Origin of the sequence: Pedobacter sp. WC2423 (assembly GCF_040822065.1) — a bacterium.
Lineage (GTDB): Bacteria > Bacteroidota > Bacteroidia > Sphingobacteriales > Sphingobacteriaceae > Pedobacter.
Genome location: NZ_CP162005.1, coordinates 4,160,910 through 4,177,510, shown reverse-complemented (window position 1 = coordinate 4,177,510; position 16,601 = coordinate 4,160,910). Strand labels below are relative to the sequence as shown.

Genomic DNA, 16,601 nt, shown 5'->3' with positions numbered 1-16,601 from the left:
TTAAAATCCGATACGAATACTATATGATACAAGAATATCTGATCAACACCCCCGTCGCTTCTCTGATTTTCATTTTTACGCTGGTAACGAGTATATATGCTTTTAATGACAGTTCTCTGTATGGAAAGTTTATGCTTCATCCTTACAGTGTGTACCGCAGAAGCAATGTTTACACGCTTTTAACCAGCGGCCTGATACACGGAAGCTGGATGCACCTGGCATTTAACATGTTTACTTTCTATTTTTTCGCTTTCTCATTGGAAGCTACGGTAGGAAGTCTGAGGTTTGGCCTGATCTATTTTATTGGTTTGATTTTAAGTGATATTCCTTCAGTGATCAAACATAAAGATGATTATCATTACCATAGCCTGGGCGCATCCGGAGCAATTTCAGCAGTATTATTCAGTTATATACTGTTCTATCCACTAAATACTTTAATGATATTTCCATTACCAGTACCTATCTGGGCGGCATTATTTGGTGTATTATATTTAGTTTACTCTTATTATATGTCAAAAAGTTCCAGAGATCATATTAATCATGATGCGCATTTATTCGGCGCAATTACTGGTATCATCATTACGATATTAGTTGTGCCAGGCATTGTCCCTCATTTTATTGAAACAATTACTGCCCGTTTCGGAGGTTAATCCGTAGCTGGCAAAGAAGGCGGGTTGAAGTAGCTCGTAGGTGCCATAGGGTCTTTTCTGATTTCCATCAGCAGATTTCCCCAGGGTTTCCAGACAGTCTCTAAAACCTGCGCATAAATTTTATGCTGCCAAACGTCAAACAGAGGTTTGTTGGTTGTTCCTCTTAAAGGCATTGCATCAATATAGATTGCCCCTTCCACAGGCATAATCGTATATTCCGGTAAACGGTTGAACAGATAGGCAGAGTAAAAGAACCTTGCACACAATTCTTCAAATTGCTGATCTGTTAAGCGCTGTCCTGCAATCTGATCCAGGATTTCCTGGTGATATCTTTTATTGGTTCCGTTATCCTGCAAACAGGCAATGATACCAAAATCTTTAAGTTTTAAAGAGAAAGTAAGCGTATTGATCTCATCCCTGAAACTGAAAGGAATATCATCCTGCTCCAGCGGTACAATCACAAAAGACCATGGCGTAAAATCTTCCAGCACCACACTGCGGTAAATACCCTGGATCATGGTCTGCAAATTGCCGAATTTGTGCATCAGTCCTTGCGACATATTTAATCCGTCATCGCTTAATTGCTGTAAATTAACCGCAGCATTCATCTCGATATAGATCAGACTGTAAAGAAATTTACCAATCCATTTAAACAAGTCTATTTCTTCCAGCTTTGAAACTCCGGCGAACCCTTCGGCAAATGCTGCAGCTATTTTATCTTCCAGCGGCCCGATAAAATGGAGTAATACCTCTTCACTTACTGGTACTTTCAACGTATTATATGACCTGATAGACTCATCTAACAATTTAATCTGTTCATCACCGCTAAAATTCGCTACTTCCAATAACCACGCAGGTAATACATTAGTCTGTATCACAGGTGCATCAAAAGTATCTCCGCTCAAAAAGCAGTTTTTGAATTTAAAGTCGAAGTTTTTAAATGGCTGATAGATTGTGTTAGTCATATTAAGCGCAATATTAGGGATATTATTTTTACATTCGGTGAGGCGCCCATTTTTTAACTTTGATATTACCAAAAGCTTTTAAAACACATGCAAGCAGTTCATATTTCTTTTAACCTGGAACTTAAACATCCTTTCGCAATTGCCGGATTCACGAGAACAAGTACCCCTTTATTACTATTAAAGCTTACTTATGAAAATGTTGACGGTTATGGTGAGGCCTCTATGGTTCCTTATTTGGGCGAAAGTTATCATTCAGCAGAAGCGTTCCTGCAAAAAGTAGACTGGACACATTTTAAGCAACCTTTTAACTTCGGAGAGTTTACAGCCTATTTAAACAACATTGATGCTGGCAATCCAGCTATAAAAGCTGCTATTGATATTGCACTGAACGACATCAATGGAAAGATCCTGCAAAAGCCATGTTTTGAAATCTACCATGCTGATCCGGCAAAAATGCCTGTTACTTCTTATACGATAGGTATTGCTGCACCAGAATTAATTAAAGAAAAAGTTGCTGATGCAAAAGGATTTAAAGTGCTCAAAGTCAAATTAGGATCGGGCCATGATAAAGAACTGATCCATGCGATCAGAAGCGTAAGCAATTTACCGCTATATATAGACGCCAATCAAGGCTGGACAGACCGTAAAATGGCCATAGACCTGATTTACTGGTTACATGATCAGGGTGCCGTATTAATTGAACAGCCTATGAACAAGGCAAATATAGAAGGAAATGCATGGTTAACGGGTCGCAGTCCAATTCCAATCCTCGCTGATGAAGCTGTGCAAAGATTAAGTGATATTGACCACATTAAGGGAGCCTACCATGGCATAAACGTTAAACTGATGAAAAGCGGTGGAATGTATGAAGCTCACCAGATGATTTTAAAAGCCCGTTCCTATGGGATGAAGGTCATGATCGGCTGTATGAGCGAGACTTCTATAGCTACACAAGCTGGACTGGCTTTAGCGCCATTATGTGACTGGGTAGACCTGGATGGCCCCTTTCTCACTAAAAATAATCCATTTGAACCACCCGTCCTGCAAGAAGGCAGGTATATTTTAAAAGACCTTCCAGGTTTAGGGCTGAAAGGTCTTTCTCCTAGTTTGTTTCTTCCTTAACAGAAGAATTATTTACGATATTTTGTTTTTCTTTGATACCAGCTCTTACTTCTTTGACAATCTTAATCTTCAGGTAAATGAAAAATAAACCTGTGGCGATTAACAAGCCAACAACCGGATAATTTGCATTCTGGAAAGCCCATTTAAGGCCGATTACAGAAATTACAATACCCAGGGTATAAAACGTATTTAATGCGATTTGTTTCTTCATCTTATTAGTAAACTGGCATTCCAGGATCAAATGCAGCCTGCCATGCCAGGATACCGCCTTTTAAATTGTAAAGGTTTGTAAAACCATGCAGCTGCTCCAATTGCATTACTGCTGCTGCGCTGCGTTTACCACTTCTGCATTGCATAATTACCGGTTTATCGGTGGCAATTTTCTCTACTTCAATCAAAATCCCGCCCAAAGGAATATTCTCTCCGTTCAGGTTTGAAGTATCGTATTCGAAAGTTTCTCTTACATCAATCAGTTGAAAATCTTCCTTGTTATCTATTTTTTGTTTTAATTCTTCTACGCTAATTTCTTTCATCTTCAAAGCTTTTAAATGGATGTTTTATGATCCATGAATATGGGTCAAATATAAAGTTTATCAATAACTTATCTGCTAAATGCAAGTCAAAATTTATGGTTTTAACTCCTGGCTTGTAACAACTAACAATGCCGGGCGTTTAATAGTATTCTTTCTTAACTTTGTTACTATGGATGCTCTGTCACGTTTCTTTTGGTTTTGCTCTGGTATACACCAGCCTACATTAGAGAAGCACCCTACTGAACATAATAAATATGTCGGTATCGGCGCAACTATCTTTTTCACTGGATTATTCGCCGCTTTATCTGGTGGATATGCGATGTACTTTGTTTTTAAAGGCGACACTGCCGCTGTGCTTTTCGCCCTATTTTTCGGCATCCTCTGGGGCCTTGCTATTTTTAACATGGATCGCTATATCGTATCCAGTATCAACAAGAATTCTTCTGCTACCAAGCAGATTTTTCAGGCTACACCACGTATATTACTGGCTATTATGATCGGCATGGTCATCTCCCGTCCCCTGGAGCTTAAAATCTTTGACAAAGAGATTAAAGAGCGGCTTAAAGTAAGTTACCTGAACAACCAGCGTTCAAAAATTGATACCTTGAATAAAGCATTCACCAATAAATATACCATTGAGCTTAACAAACTGAACGAATCCAAAACACAAAGAGACTCTTTGGAAAATGGTATCAAATCTGACCGGCAAAAACTTAACTTTGAAGTCTTTGGAACCAAAACTACCGAAACATCAGGTGTGATGGGCTACGGCCCTTATGCGAAGCGAAAAGAGGAAGAACTCAAACAGCGGCAGCAAAACCTGGATTCCCTGAACTCGGATGTGAGGAGGATGGAGCGTTTTGTAGACGGCAGAAAGCAGTTTGATGGCTTATTATCGGAGCGGCTTTACACAGGCAAGCAGTTAGACAGTCTAACCAGTATTGCCGGTTTTGCTGATCGTAACTGGGCATTAGGCCAGTTGAGTTTTAATACAGATGGTACAAAAGATACTACAACTGCCTTAGCGGTCACTTTTATCGGCTTGTTATTTATCTTTTTTGAATGCCTGCCGGTATTTGTAAAAATGATGAGTTCCAGAGGCCCGTATGACAGGTCTGTAGAAAATCTGGAGATCAGCCAGATCCATACTTCTGAAAAGGACAAAGACTTTGAAATCGAAGTTACCGATGGTGTACATGATACCAGGGTAGCGACAACTATTGCAAGAGAAAAAGAACTATTAACTAAATTATGATGAAATACTTTTATTACCCATTGATTTTACTTTTTATCGCCCGAACGGCATCAGCACAGGACATTGATAAAATTATTACTAAAGATTATGTAGACAACCTGATCAAAACCCTGAGTAGTGATGACATGCAGGGCAGAGCAACCTTCAGCCCCGGAATTGATAAGGCGGCAACTTTTATTGAGGGTGAATTTAAAAAAATAGGATTGCAGCCGCTAAAAGGAGCAACTGGTTACAGACAAACTTTTTATAAGTATGAGCTTAAACCGGTTTCAGGTCAGGTATCCGTTGACGGGAAAGTGATTGCGCCTGCTGATTTTGCGGTTTGGGGAAATACAAGCGAAAGCCTGGATTTTGATAATACCGGTGGAGACGGATGGGCCAGACTTGATTCCTCAAAAACCTTCAGAGAGCAGTACAGACTTCTGGTCCGTAATAAAAAAACAAAACTCGTTCTGGTAGATCCGAAATTCACCAAAGAATTTAAGGAGTTAAAAGCTTATATCTCAAAAGCAGCCGTTGTAGACGAGAAGATGATGCATGAGCTTAACAAATTTGCTTTAGTCCTGGTATTATCTGCTGACACTACGGTAAAGAACTTTACAGTATCCTTAAAAAACAAGGCTAACAAATTACCTTTATTTAATGTTGCCGGAATCATTCCCGGAAAATCAAAAGCTAAAGAATTAGTTATATTTTCGGGTCATTATGATCACCTGGGCATTATTCATTCGGCAGATCAGGACAGTATTGCAAATGGCGCAGATGATGATGCTTCTGGTACTACTGCGATGATTGCTCTTGCCAAATACTATAAGAAACTGAACAACAATGAGCGAACCCTTATTTTTGTTGCTTTTACAGCAGAAGAAATTGGCGGCTTTGGTGCAAAGTATTTCTCTGAGCAATTGAACCCTGATGAAGTTGTTGCGATGTTTAACATTGAGATGATCGGTAAAGAAAGTAAGTTTGGTAAAAATACGGCCTTCATCACTGGCTATGATAAATCTGATTTTGGAAAGATCTTGCAAAAGAACCTGGAAGGATCAGCATTTACTTTCCATCCGGATCCTTATTTACAGCAGAACCTGTTTTACAGAAGCGATAATGCTACGCTTGCCGCATTAGGTGTACCTGCTCATACGATCAGTACTGACCAGATAGATATTGATAAACTTTATCATACGGTTAAAGATGAGTATAGCACGCTCGATACTGAAAACATCTTGTTAACGATCAAAGCAATTGCTAAAAGTGCAATTACAATCGTAAAAGGAACAGATACACCAACCAGAATACCTAAATTAACTAATTAAGCAGGTTTTACTGGGGTCAATGGCAGTGCCATCACATAATCATTCATAAAGAAACCGTTGCCAATTTCAATGTCAACGGTTTCTTTAACCACAAAACCTATCTTTTCGTAGAAGTCTTTTGCATTATTGTAACGGTTTACATTTAATTCCAGGCTATCCGCACCGGCTTCCATAGCTTTATTCCTCACTTCATTCATTAAAAGCTTACCCAGACCTTTTCCATGTGCCTCAGGCAAAACATATAATTTATGCAATTTGGCAACAATATGTTCTTTGTGTTCTGTTGTGGAATAAGATACAAAAGCCAGATCCTGATCTCCATCCTGAGCAATTAAAAAAGTATGCCCTTCCATCAGCTGTTTCGTTAAAGCAACGATACTGTAAAATTGATCAAGCATGTAATCTATTTGTACCTGATCGAGAATATGGCCATAAGTAGGGCCATAGGTAAAAGTTCCTATATGCTGGATAATTGCCAGATCTTCTTCTTTCGCTTTTCTTAGTGTGATCATATTTTTTCTGTTAAAAGCAAATATTCCGTAGCGAAAGTAAATTCCACAAAACCATCTTTCACCACTTCAAATTCTCTTTCGTCTTTTTGCATCAGGTTAGTGGCTTCGAAATAAGAAACCACATGAATCAGAAATATACTTCCCGCAGGCTTCCAGACACTAAATCCAGTTTTAATCGCATAAGATTTGTCTGTTGCAGTGAATAAAACAATATTAATTTTAGGCAGATAAAAAGTCAGGTCTGATAGTGATTTCTGAGCATCAATAATATTTACCGCAGGATATTTCTCTGAAATCAGATAGTTTAATACCGTATTATATTCATCACCTGGCCCCATAATAGACTTTGTGTTTTCCTGCGGAGCAAGCTCACCGGTAGCATTCAGAATCACATCTACTTTTAATCCCAGACTGAGAACTTTTTCATAAATAGCGCTGTTGACTATTAAGGTAGGACTCCATTCCAGGATTTGTCCCAGATATTCTTCCTCAAAATTACCCAGATTATGAATATATAAGGCTGGCTCCTGTTTTTCTCTGACTATATGGTGCGACGACATGTTGCTAAGGTATTAATGATTACTGAGAAGCTGAATGATTATTTGAAGAAATAACGGGAAACATTCAACACCGCTTACTGTTATACTATAAATATCTTATGTATAAATTAATACTCTTATTGCTGATGACACCATTGCTTACTTTCGCGCAACAGGTGGATGATGAAACGCTCTATTTAAACAGCAAAAATGAAATTACGACTACAAAAGGTGAGTTTAAATGTATTAAAAACAAGGATTTATCCAGAGAACGCGTTAATTGTTATGACTGTGAAAATTTACAACATCAGCTAGTGAAACAACTCTCTGTTAATTTCCAGATTCCGGACGCGATTAAGCAGGGAGTCAATACCGCTTATTTTGGTCATACAAACCATACTGAGTATCTGGTCGGCGATCTTAAAGCCGGAAAACCCTATAATGGTTTTTTCAAAGAAAAAAGAGCAGGTTCCGAATGGGTGATTTATAATTATTATCAGCAGGGTGTTTTGGTACAGCAATGGTATAATGATTTATTTAATAAGATCCTGGCAGAAGATCATCAAGAGTTTTCTGATGTGAAACTGGATGCTAAAAACACCTTTATCAATGGCAAAATTGACAGCGGAATAGAAATTATTCCTGTTGACATGAAACAACAACGTGCAATGGCGGAGCTTATCCGTACAGTAAAAAACACGAAAACAGTTTTATTCAGAGTGCTGATTTTTGCAGAGAATACTGGTATTCTTTTGAAAGTGAGTCCAATTGCACAGGGTTATCTGCTGGAAGATTTCGGAAGAAATAGTATCAAGATAACTTTTACTCCGGAAGGCCGGAATATAGAAACCATAGCTCCTGAAAAAAAATCAGGGAAGGTAATAGAGTATAGCTATTATAACTTCTCAGATCGTACCAGGATCGATAAAACACGCCCTTATTCCTATTTTCAGAAAAATAATAAGCTGTATATAGAGCAGGCCAGATCTCCGCAGCAAGAACCTGAAGATCATGATCGGGAAAGCAGCCGGATGTTACAGCGGTTATCTTTAAGTTTATATGATACCACTCCGCTGGAAACCGCAGACATGATCGCGTTTTTACAGGGGCGTAATGAAATAAAGAATTATATGGGCCACTGCGAACTTTATGAGGGTAAATTAGAAGGTTTTGTCTATAAGCCCGGAGATACTGAAGGGACGTACACCATGGAGCTGTACAGCCAGGGAAAACCAGAACCGGCAAAAGTCTCTGCAAAAAACAAAACATTGCGGGAGCTTGCTGCAATCCTGAAAGCGCACTATTAAATTTGCTCAAAAAAAGGGGCTATTCTTTTGGAATAGCCCCTTGATTAATTTTAAATATGATTATGGATTCTGTCCACCAGGACCAATCGCCGGATTAGCGTTGATTTCAGATTGTGGGATCAACCATTGCCATTTTGCATCACCAGCAACTTCACCTAAGGTTTGTGCCAGCTCATTAGTATGGTTAGAATTAGTTCTGTCCAGTGCAGAGTTCAGACGTTTAAGATCCGTAAAACGGAATCCCTCACCCCATAACTCAGCGCGGCGCTGAATTAAGATCTCATTGATCAAAGCCTCACCAGTATTAGTTGACAATACATATTTAGGATCTCTGTTCACAGCCAATTTATACAATGCTGCTTGTGCAAGAGTATTTTGTCCTGCTCTGGCCAAAGCTTCTGCTTCAATCAGGTACATTTCACCAGCACGCATATGTGCCACATCGCCAATACTAGTAGCGCCCGGGGCAAGAAACTTTCTGTTCATGTATGGCTTTCTTACTCCGCTTGGCGGAACAGGGAAAGTCTTATCCGCACCTGTCGGATCCCATAATGTTTTTCTTACGTCAGTTGCAGCGATTTTATCATACAATAATTTGTTAATCGCTTTAGGGTTTGTTCTGATGTTAGAAGAGTTATAATTCGCAGACATATAAGCGAAAAAAGAAGAGAAATAAGAAGTTTGATCTTCAACTTGTTTACTTCCCCAGATCCACTCTTGATTTGCACTATTATTAAACCCGCCTTTGTATTCATCATTAGTCATTAAACTGCTTGCTGCTCTTGCTTCTGCAGCATTCGAAGCTGCAACAGTCCACAAGCCCTGAGTTAAAGCAACTCTTGCTTTGATACCTTTTGCCACTCTTAAATCGAAGTGAGATTTATTTGCTCTTGCTGAACTTGTAGTAAAAAGAGCAATAGCCGCATCAATGTCTTTATTGATTTGCGTATAAACACCTTCAACCGTACCTCTTGGTTTTGCAGTAACATCAGTAGCTAATACGATAGGCACACCTGGTTGTGTATTATTTCCAGCTGCATCATAACGCTTCGAATAGATTTGTACCAATAGGAAATGTGCCCATGCTCTGTAAGTTAATGCCTCGGCCATAATGGCATCTTTCGTTGCCTGTTCGCCTTCAACTCCATTTACTTTAGCAATGATCTGGTTTGCATTTGCAATAATGGTATAATAGAACTTATACGCATATTTGTCCGTTGTGCTTGAAGCGTTTCTGTGGTCATTCCACTTGTATGTATTATTGTACCAGCCATTACCAGCAGTTGTCATGACCAGATCTTCTCCAAGCATATCCAGGTTGATTTTCATACCTGATTCTCCACCCTGATCCTGGTTGGCATCATCAAACTGCCTGTACAACATCCGGTGAATACCGTTTAAAGCGGCCATTGCATTGTCTGTAGTTTTAAATACAGTGGCATCATCCGCCTTGTCTGTTGGATTTGTATCCAAAAAAGACTTTTTACATGATGCAAAGGTCAATGCAATCAATAAAAAAGGAAGGAATTTATATTTTATATTTTTCATTTTTGCTATTTAATTAAAATGCAACATTTAGTCCCAATGTAATTGTACGTGTTGGTGAATAACCAGCCGACGTAGTTCCATTATAAGAATAACTTGGATCTAAACCTTTACGTTTAGACAATAAGAATAAGTTCTCTCCACCAACATATACTCTTGCATTTTTAAGGTCTGCTTTAGCAATTAAAGCTTTTGGCAAGTTATAAGAAAGAGTAGCCGATCTGAAAGCCAGGTAAGACGCATCAATTAACCAGCGATCTGAAGCAGCATTATTGAAAGAAGACTGACCTACATCTAAACGCGGAACATCAGTAACATCTCCTGGATTTTTCCAGGCATTTAATGCATCAACATGTAATGCACCGCCATATCTGCTATAGGCCATTAAACCTGCATATGCCGAATCATAAACTTTACCACCAACCTGATAGTTCACCATGAAAGAGAATTGGAATTCTTTGTAAGTAAATGTATTGGTAATACTACCTGCAAATTTAGGAATAGCTGTACCAGCATAACCGTATTCAGCATTATTAGGATTAGTAGTATAATCTACACCATCAATAGTTCTGCTTTGTGCAGGATTACCAACAGGAATCTTTTTATCTCTAACATATAATGAAACTCCATCCGAAGGATCTACACCTCTCCATTTTCTCAACCAGAAATCATATCTTGAATGACCAACTTCTAATTTTGTAGTCCCATCAATGATAGTTGGTGTTTCTTCCGGTAATTTCGTCACTCTGTTTTTAACCGCAGTCCAGTTGATATTAGCAGCCCATTGGAAAGCTTTTCCTTTAATGATGTCTCCGCCAATTTCAATCTCAATACCTTTGTTATACATGCTTCCAATGTTTCTTGCAACGGTTGGAACACCATTAGAAACCGGAAGTGGAACATTAAATAATAAATTATCTGATCTTCTGTCAAATACTTCGAAAGTACCACGTAACCTGTTTTTGAATAAACCGTATTCTAATGCTATGTCAGTAGAATAGTTAGTTTCCCATTTCAAATTAGGTGTTGCTAAAGTATTTAAAGCTAATCCACCTTCCTTATTGTTGTTGTAGTTTAAGTTGTAATATGACTTATAGTTATAATAAATATCATTTCCATCCGCATCAAGTAACCTGTCGTTACCAACAGAACCATAAGATGTACGCAATTTCAGGTAATCTACCCAAGGTGTACTTTTCATAAAGTTCTCAGCAGTAATTAACCAGGAAGCACCTACGGAGAAGAAATTACCCCATCTTGATTCTGGTGAGAATTTAGAAGAACCATCACGTCTGTATGATCCGTTCAGGAAATACTTACCATCATAACTATAATTTACTCTTGTGAAGTAAGATTCCAGGTTATAAAGGTTTTTATAAGCGTTTAAATCACTTGTAGTCGTAAAGTTGATCAACTCTGTATTTCCGTCTAAAACCTGACCGTTTCTTGATCCTGTAAAATAGTTATATTGATACTGGTAAGTTTCATGACCCAGAAGGACGTCAAAATTACTTTTCTCAACAGTCTTATTATAATTTAAAACCTGAGTTGAAGTGAATGACGTTGTTTTTGAACCAGTATTAGATGCCCTGCCGCCAGGTGCCCCGTCACCAATCAATTTATTGTCATAAGAATATGCACTGTAGTTCGAGACGTCTACATTCAGTTTTTGAGTGAATTTAAAATCTTTAAGGAAAGTAATTTCTCCGTAAGTTCTTGCACTCAACGAGTTAATTTTGGTTAAATCCTGATTTAATAAAGTCTCTTGTACCACGTGTCTTCCACCATTTGCACCAGCAGGGCGAAGTGCTCCCTGATCAAATATCTTATCACCATTACTATCAGTCAGTAAAGCTCCTGAAGCATCATGCATATATACAGGATAAATCGGACCAATGTTACGTGCAAAATAGAATACGTTGTTATAGCTTGTTCCACCAGTAGTTCCCTGAGAATTTAAGGTCATACCACTTGCTCTATTAGACTTACTCAAGTTTCCTGAAACATTTAAGCCCGTTTTAAACCATTTTAATGGATTTGCATTCACGCTTACACGACCAGTAATTCTGTTGTAATCTGAACGCTGGATGTATCCTTTATCATCAAGATAACCTAATGACATGATATAATCTGCTTTTTCAGAAGCTCCACTGTAGTTAATATTCGCATCGGTTCTTTTACCAATACGTTTTAGTGGTTCTGCCCAATCAAAATCATCATACAATAGTTTTGCATTTGGATTAAGTAAACCATCAGTGCCTACAACAGCACCGTCAGCAACATTGAAAGGATTATATCCTAATGCACCTTTAATCGATGAAGAAGCTTTTGCTCTTGCATCAGCATCCGGCATTCCTTTTCCACTTTGTGGGTATACCAGGTTATTTTTATAAGCCTGCCATGCTAAAGGATAGTATTGAGCAGCATTAACTCTGTCATATTCAGAAACACCTCTTGAACTTACACCCTGAGTAATGTTTACGCCTAACTGATCGTTACCTTTTCTACCTTTAACAGTAGTTACAATAACAACACCGTTTGCTGCACGAGATCCATATAAAGCAGATGCAGAAGCATCTTTTAAGATTGAAATATCCTGAATATCATTCACGTTCAGGTTCGAAAGGTCTCCATCATATGGAGCACCATCTACTACGTATAATGGTGTGTTTGAAGCGTTAATCGAACCAAAACCACGGATACGAATAGATCCGGAAGCGCCTGGCTGTCCACTACCAGCACTTGACATTACACCAGCAGAAGCCCCGGATAAAGCACTGTTAACATTAGTTAACGGTCTTAATTCAAGTTCTTTTTTGCTGATTTGTGCCACTGAACCAGTAATTGCCTCTTTTTTTGAAGTTCCATAGGCAACATTAATAACCACTTCACTTAGTGACTGCGCATCTTCGCTTAGTAAAGCATTGATTACCGCTTTTGACCCAACTGTTTGTTCTGTTGTAGCATAGCCGATTGCTGAAAATACAATCACGTCTGTTGGAGTAACCGGGCTTATTGCATAAGCACCATTTCCATCTGTCTGGGCACCTGTGGTTTTTCCTTTAATTTTCACAGATACTCCTGGAATCGGAAGGCCATCTCCTTTTCCTGTAACTTTACCTTTTATTGTTGTGTTTTGTGCAAATGCAGAACTTATGCATAGCAAACTCAGCACAATAAAATTGAGTAGTTTTCTTTTCATTTAAAATAAGTAAGGTTAATTAATTGTTATTTGGGGCACAATATGTACAATAAATTCTACCTACAAGAACTGTTCGCGGAAAAAGACATACATTTAGCTTATTTGCATGCTGTTTTTATTTATCAGAAAACAATTACACTATAAGTGGCTGAATAAAATTGAAAAATCATTTTAGTAAAGAAATAAACCGAATATTTCCACCACACACAGCAAGAGTCTTCAGGTTTTTATTGAATACAGTTTTCTCTATCTTTGAATCGCTGCTCAAAGATCTTGCAGGGCCAGTACTACTGAGCGATTCAAAAGAACGTTTCAGTGCGGGAAATATAAAGTTCGGTCAATAACATCATAGCATTACCGGATCCGAGACTAGCTTTACAAATTATTACCCTGTTTTACTGATGAATACCTACCTATGAAGTTATGGCTAAGCATACTAAAGAAATAAGTGAACGTACTTTTTATCAGCACTTCAGGTTTTTCATTTTACCTGTCGTCTTTTTCTGTTTTTACATTTTCATTTATCTGTTAAACCCCTACGATCCGTTCTGGAATGTTTATTTTGAACAGAATATATATACTTTGCTTACCGAGTGGCTGGGGGTAATGGTCGTTTGTTTTCTGATTACTGAATCCAGCCTCCTGATAGCCAGATGGCTGGACCGGCATATTCCATGGATAGAGTCTCCATTATTGCGTTTTATTTGCCAGTTCTTCTTACAGATTATCAGTGCAGGCACTGTCATCAATCTGCTGCTTTATATTGATCACCTGGTTTACCCGCATTATGACAGTTATTCGCAAAGTGACAAAACATTTGGCTGGCAGGTTGGCCTGGTGAGCATTATCATCAGCACCTTAATCAGTGCAATTTATACAGCCGATTTTTTTCTGCGTAAATGGAAAATGTCGATGCTCGAAACATCAGCGTTAGAACTTAAAGCTTACGATTTGAATCAAGTGGCTATGCAAGCTGAACTTCAATCACTGAAGGCACAGCTTGACCCTCATTTTATGTTTAATAACTTCAGTACCTTATCAAGTCTGATAGCTGAGAACCCTGATTCTGCACTTGTTTTCCTGGATAATCTATCCAAAGTATATCGTTACATGATCATTAATCTGAGCAGGGATATTATCTCGTTAAGGGACGAAATCAAGTTTATCAACTCTTATATTTACCTGATCAAAATCAGGGTATCTGATAATCTTCAGATTAACATCGATATTCCTGAAGATTACGAAATCAAAGGGGTACCGCCAATTACTTTACAATTACTGATAGAAAATGCCATTAAACATAATGTGGCCTCTCGTTCACGCCCACTGTATATAAATATCTGTATCAATGCAGAAGGCTGGCTTGAAGTTTCAAACAATTTGCAGCTGGTGAATTTTCATATCCCATCCACACGGGTTGGATTAAAAAATATCATCAGCCGTTACCGGTTATTATCAGATGCCTGTCCGCAGATCGTCGAGAATGATAACACATTTATAGTCAAACTACCCTTATTAGAAATAACAGAATAACAGAAATGAATGTACTGATTATAGAGGATGAAAAATTGAATGCTATACGCCTGCAAAAGATATTGCTTGAAATAGATAGCCATACCGAGATTGTTGCAATACTGGATACGATTGCCGATAGTGTACAATGGCTGCGGTTAAATCCGCATCCAAACCTGATATTGATGGACGTACGCCTTGCAGACGGCATTTGTTTTGAAATCTTTACTCAGGTAGAGATTACTGTTCCAGTTATTTTCACAACAGCCTACGATGAATATGCATTACGTGCTTTTAAAGTAAACAGCATTGACTACCTTTTAAAACCAATTGATATGGAGGAGTTAAAAGGCAGCATTTCTAAATTTAAGCAACAGCATACACAGAAGATATCCCCTGGAACAATTGAAGAGGTTGTTGCCATTATTAAAAAACAAAATGCCAATTATCGTTCCCGCTTTCTAATTCCCTATCGTGATGGCTACAAAACCATTATAGTTCCCGATATCGCTTATTTTTATTCTGAAAACAAGATCACAAACATTGTTACCCGCGATGCAAAAGAGCAGGCCGTGTCTTACACGATGGATGAACTTGAAGAACAGCTGGACCCGGCGATATTTTTCCGTGCAAACCGGCAATACCTGATCAACATCAAAAGCCTGGAGAGTATCCACAATTATTTTAATGGTAAATTAAAACTTATTCTCATCCCTGCGGCGGCGACAGATATCCATATCAGCAAGGAAAAGGCAAGCCAGTTTAAAAGGTGGCTTGACAGCTGATTCAGTTGGACTGAAAGTTGTTTCATCTGCCAATAAAGCGTTCTCAGTTATTTCTTCTCCTTCATTTAGTCATGTAAATCATAAAATTGCATCGTTGTAATCTGTATTCCATTAAGTAATATGGGTTCACGCAATTTATGCAAATCCTATCACCACATGAAAGTTGAAAACAAATCGCTTCTATTTAGAGGGCCGGGTCTTTTATTCTGTTCTGCACTGCTGCTTACTACTTTATTCAGCTGCCGCTCCACCAATGAAAGTGCTGGCGCTCAGGAAGCCCCACCCACAATTCCGGTTATTACACTGACACAGTCATCAGCAACGACTACTAAAGATTATACGGGTACACTTGAAGGAAAAGTAAATGTTGAAATCAGACCTCAGGTAGACGGTTATCTCGATAAAGTTTATGTTGATGAAGGTGCATTTGTGCAAGCAGGCGAGCTGCTATTTAAAATTAATGATCAGCCTTATACGCAACAATTCAATAATGCTGTTGCTGTTATGCATGCCGCAGAAGCCGCATTAAGCAACACGCAACTAGAGGTAGATAAAGTAATCCCACTGGTTAAAAGCAATGTAGTCTCTATTATACAACTTAAAACTGTACAGGCAGCTCATCATGTAGCAAAAGCGAACCTTGAACAGGCTAAAGCAGCAGTAGAATCTGCAAAGATCAATCTTGGATTTACAAAGATTAAAGCTCCTGTGAGTGGTTTCATTGGCAGAATCCCGCGCAGACTGGGCAGTCTGGTTGGTAAAACTGATCAGCAGCCTTTAACTACGCTTTCAGATGTACATGAAATCTACGCTTACTTCTCTATTGGTGAAAATGACTTTATCAATTTCAAAGCACAGTTTCCGGGTAAAACACTGACAGAAAAGATCAGACAGATCCCGCCAGTTTCTTTGCTCCTGGCAGATAATACGATTTACACTCACAAAGGCCGTATCAGCATGGTAGACGGTCAGTTTGATAAGAATACAGGATCAATTATGCTAAGAGCGACATTTCCCAATGCAGATGGCTTATTACGCGCAGGAAATACTGGCAAAATCAGAATTGATCAGCTCCACATAAACTCTTTACTGGTGCCTCAGGCTTCTACACTGGAACTTCAGAATAAAGTGTTTGTCTACAAACTTGCAGACAGCAATAAACTCAGCAGAGTAATGATTGATATCGATGGTAAAAGCGGCACAGACTATATCATTAAAGCTGGCTTAAAGCCTGGTGACAAGATTGTATCTGTTGGGCTTGATCGCTTACACGAGGGAATGGTCATTAATCCGGGCTCTTCATCAGCATCTGCAAAAGCCGGAAAATAATAATATTAACATTAGCCGGCAGTTGATCTGTC

At 38.6% G+C, this 16,601-nt stretch carries 15 protein-coding genes; 8 read left to right on the top strand and 7 right to left on the bottom strand.

Features of this window, described 5'->3' with window-relative positions:
- Nucleotides 1-23: 23 nt before the first annotated feature.
- Nucleotides 24-650, top strand: a complete 627-nt coding sequence (locus AB3G38_RS17380; protein WP_367865093.1) for a rhomboid family intramembrane serine protease — start codon at nucleotides 24-26, stop codon at nucleotides 648-650.
- On the opposite strand, the gene AB3G38_RS17375 is transcribed toward AB3G38_RS17380, so the two are convergent.
- Nucleotides 647-1,615, bottom strand: coding sequence for a hypothetical protein (locus tag AB3G38_RS17375; protein ID WP_367865092.1), 969 nt, complete (start codon nucleotides 1,613-1,615; stop codon nucleotides 647-649). The genes AB3G38_RS17380 and AB3G38_RS17375 overlap by 4 nt on opposite strands.
- An 87-nt stretch (nucleotides 1,616-1,702) precedes the next feature.
- Between AB3G38_RS17375 and AB3G38_RS17370 the strand changes: the two genes are divergently transcribed.
- Nucleotides 1,703-2,737, top strand: a complete 1,035-nt coding sequence (locus AB3G38_RS17370; protein ID WP_367865091.1) for a dipeptide epimerase — start codon at nucleotides 1,703-1,705, stop codon at nucleotides 2,735-2,737.
- Here the strand turns inward: AB3G38_RS17370 and AB3G38_RS17365 are convergent.
- Complete coding sequence (locus tag AB3G38_RS17365; RefSeq protein ID WP_367865090.1) at nucleotides 2,718-2,948, bottom strand: DUF6358 family protein; 231 nt, start codon at nucleotides 2,946-2,948, stop codon at nucleotides 2,718-2,720. The two genes, AB3G38_RS17370 and AB3G38_RS17365, sit on opposite strands and share 20 nt — an antisense overlap.
- 4 nt (nucleotides 2,949-2,952) lie before the next feature.
- A complete protein-coding gene (locus tag AB3G38_RS17360; RefSeq protein WP_111632695.1) occupies nucleotides 2,953-3,270 on the bottom strand; it encodes a rhodanese-like domain-containing protein in 318 nt (105 codons plus the stop codon).
- Between the two features lie 169 nt (nucleotides 3,271-3,439).
- Here AB3G38_RS17360 and AB3G38_RS17355 point away from each other — a divergent pair, with 169 nt between their 5' ends.
- Both AB3G38_RS17355 and AB3G38_RS17350 read left to right on the top strand, forming a co-directional pair.
- A complete protein-coding gene (locus AB3G38_RS17355; RefSeq protein ID WP_367865089.1) occupies nucleotides 3,440-4,525 on the top strand; it encodes a DUF4407 domain-containing protein in 1,086 nt (361 codons plus the stop codon).
- The gene (locus tag AB3G38_RS17350; protein WP_367865088.1) at nucleotides 4,522-5,838 is read left to right on the top strand and encodes a M20/M25/M40 family metallo-hydrolase; all 1,317 of its coding nucleotides are present in this window, start codon (nucleotides 4,522-4,524) and stop codon (nucleotides 5,836-5,838) included. The genes AB3G38_RS17355 and AB3G38_RS17350 overlap by 4 nt, the downstream gene beginning before the upstream one ends.
- Here AB3G38_RS17350 and AB3G38_RS17345 read toward each other — a convergent pair.
- Complete coding sequence (locus AB3G38_RS17345; protein WP_367865087.1) at nucleotides 5,835-6,350, bottom strand: N-acetyltransferase family protein; 516 nt, start codon at nucleotides 6,348-6,350, stop codon at nucleotides 5,835-5,837. The genes AB3G38_RS17350 and AB3G38_RS17345 overlap by 4 nt on opposite strands.
- A complete protein-coding gene (locus AB3G38_RS17340) occupies nucleotides 6,347-6,910 on the bottom strand; it encodes a thiamine pyrophosphokinase (RefSeq protein ID WP_367865086.1) in 564 nt (187 codons plus the stop codon). The genes AB3G38_RS17345 and AB3G38_RS17340 overlap by 4 nt, the downstream gene beginning before the upstream one ends.
- Nucleotides 6,911-7,008: 98 nt before the next feature.
- Between AB3G38_RS17340 and AB3G38_RS17335 the strand changes: the two genes are divergently transcribed.
- A complete protein-coding gene (locus AB3G38_RS17335) occupies nucleotides 7,009-8,196 on the top strand; it encodes a hypothetical protein (protein ID WP_367865085.1) in 1,188 nt (395 codons plus the stop codon).
- Nucleotides 8,197-8,256: 60 nt separating this feature from the next.
- On the opposite strand, the gene AB3G38_RS17330 is transcribed toward AB3G38_RS17335, so the two are convergent.
- Nucleotides 8,257-9,744, bottom strand: a complete 1,488-nt coding sequence (locus AB3G38_RS17330; protein WP_367865084.1) for a RagB/SusD family nutrient uptake outer membrane protein — start codon at nucleotides 9,742-9,744, stop codon at nucleotides 8,257-8,259.
- A gap of 13 nt (nucleotides 9,745-9,757) precedes the next feature.
- Nucleotides 9,758-12,943: a SusC/RagA family TonB-linked outer membrane protein gene (locus AB3G38_RS17325; RefSeq protein WP_367865083.1), complete on the bottom strand. Its 3,186-nt coding sequence runs from the start codon at nucleotides 12,941-12,943 to the stop codon at nucleotides 9,758-9,760.
- A 423-nt stretch (nucleotides 12,944-13,366) separates the two neighbouring features.
- Between AB3G38_RS17325 and AB3G38_RS17320 the strand changes: the two genes are divergently transcribed.
- The 3 genes from AB3G38_RS17320 to AB3G38_RS17310 all read left to right on the top strand — a co-directional run bounded on the left by AB3G38_RS17320 (nucleotide 13,367) and on the right by AB3G38_RS17310 (nucleotide 16,569).
- The gene (locus AB3G38_RS17320; protein ID WP_367865082.1) at nucleotides 13,367-14,476 is read left to right on the top strand and encodes a sensor histidine kinase; all 1,110 of its coding nucleotides are present in this window, start codon (nucleotides 13,367-13,369) and stop codon (nucleotides 14,474-14,476) included.
- A 5-nt stretch (nucleotides 14,477-14,481) separates the two neighbouring features.
- On the top strand, nucleotides 14,482-15,240 hold the full coding sequence (locus tag AB3G38_RS17315; protein ID WP_367865081.1) for a LytR/AlgR family response regulator transcription factor: 759 nt from the start codon (nucleotides 14,482-14,484) through the stop codon (nucleotides 15,238-15,240).
- A 156-nt stretch (nucleotides 15,241-15,396) separates the two neighbouring features.
- Nucleotides 15,397-16,569 (top strand): efflux RND transporter periplasmic adaptor subunit, encoded by a 1,173-nt coding sequence (locus AB3G38_RS17310; RefSeq protein WP_367865080.1) that lies wholly within the window; start codon nucleotides 15,397-15,399, stop codon nucleotides 16,567-16,569.
- Nucleotides 16,570-16,601: the final 32 nt, after the last annotated feature.

What these genes read in the sequence shown, in the direction of transcription:
- AB3G38_RS17330 (WP_367865084.1), bottom strand. Translation starts at nt 9,744, where the DNA reads ATGAAAAATATAAAATATAAATTCCTTCCTTTTTTATTGATTGCATTG.
- AB3G38_RS17360 (WP_111632695.1), bottom strand. Translation starts at nt 3,270, where the DNA reads ATGAAAGAAATTAGCGTAGAAGAATTAAAACAAAAAATAGATAACAAG.
- AB3G38_RS17315 (WP_367865081.1), top strand. Translation starts at nt 14,482, where the DNA reads ATGAATGTACTGATTATAGAGGATGAAAAATTGAATGCTATACGCCTG.
- AB3G38_RS17320 (WP_367865082.1), top strand. Translation starts at nt 13,367, where the DNA reads ATGGCTAAGCATACTAAAGAAATAAGTGAACGTACTTTTTATCAGCAC.
- AB3G38_RS17355 (WP_367865089.1), top strand. Translation starts at nt 3,440, where the DNA reads ATGGATGCTCTGTCACGTTTCTTTTGGTTTTGCTCTGGTATACACCAG.
- AB3G38_RS17335 (WP_367865085.1), top strand. Translation starts at nt 7,009, where the DNA reads ATGTATAAATTAATACTCTTATTGCTGATGACACCATTGCTTACTTTC.
- AB3G38_RS17380 (WP_367865093.1), top strand. Translation starts at nt 24, where the DNA reads ATGATACAAGAATATCTGATCAACACCCCCGTCGCTTCTCTGATTTTC.
- AB3G38_RS17345 (WP_367865087.1), bottom strand. Translation starts at nt 6,350, where the DNA reads ATGATCACACTAAGAAAAGCGAAAGAAGAAGATCTGGCAATTATCCAG.
- AB3G38_RS17350 (WP_367865088.1), top strand. Translation starts at nt 4,522, where the DNA reads ATGATGAAATACTTTTATTACCCATTGATTTTACTTTTTATCGCCCGA.
- AB3G38_RS17310 (WP_367865080.1), top strand. Translation starts at nt 15,397, where the DNA reads ATGAAAGTTGAAAACAAATCGCTTCTATTTAGAGGGCCGGGTCTTTTA.
- AB3G38_RS17325 (WP_367865083.1), bottom strand. Translation starts at nt 12,943, where the DNA reads ATGAAAAGAAAACTACTCAATTTTATTGTGCTGAGTTTGCTATGCATA.
- AB3G38_RS17340 (WP_367865086.1), bottom strand. Translation starts at nt 6,910, where the DNA reads ATGTCGTCGCACCATATAGTCAGAGAAAAACAGGAGCCAGCCTTATAT.
- AB3G38_RS17375 (WP_367865092.1), bottom strand. Translation starts at nt 1,615, where the DNA reads ATGACTAACACAATCTATCAGCCATTTAAAAACTTCGACTTTAAATTC.
- AB3G38_RS17365 (WP_367865090.1), bottom strand. Translation starts at nt 2,948, where the DNA reads ATGAAGAAACAAATCGCATTAAATACGTTTTATACCCTGGGTATTGTA.
- AB3G38_RS17370 (WP_367865091.1), top strand. Translation starts at nt 1,703, where the DNA reads ATGCAAGCAGTTCATATTTCTTTTAACCTGGAACTTAAACATCCTTTC.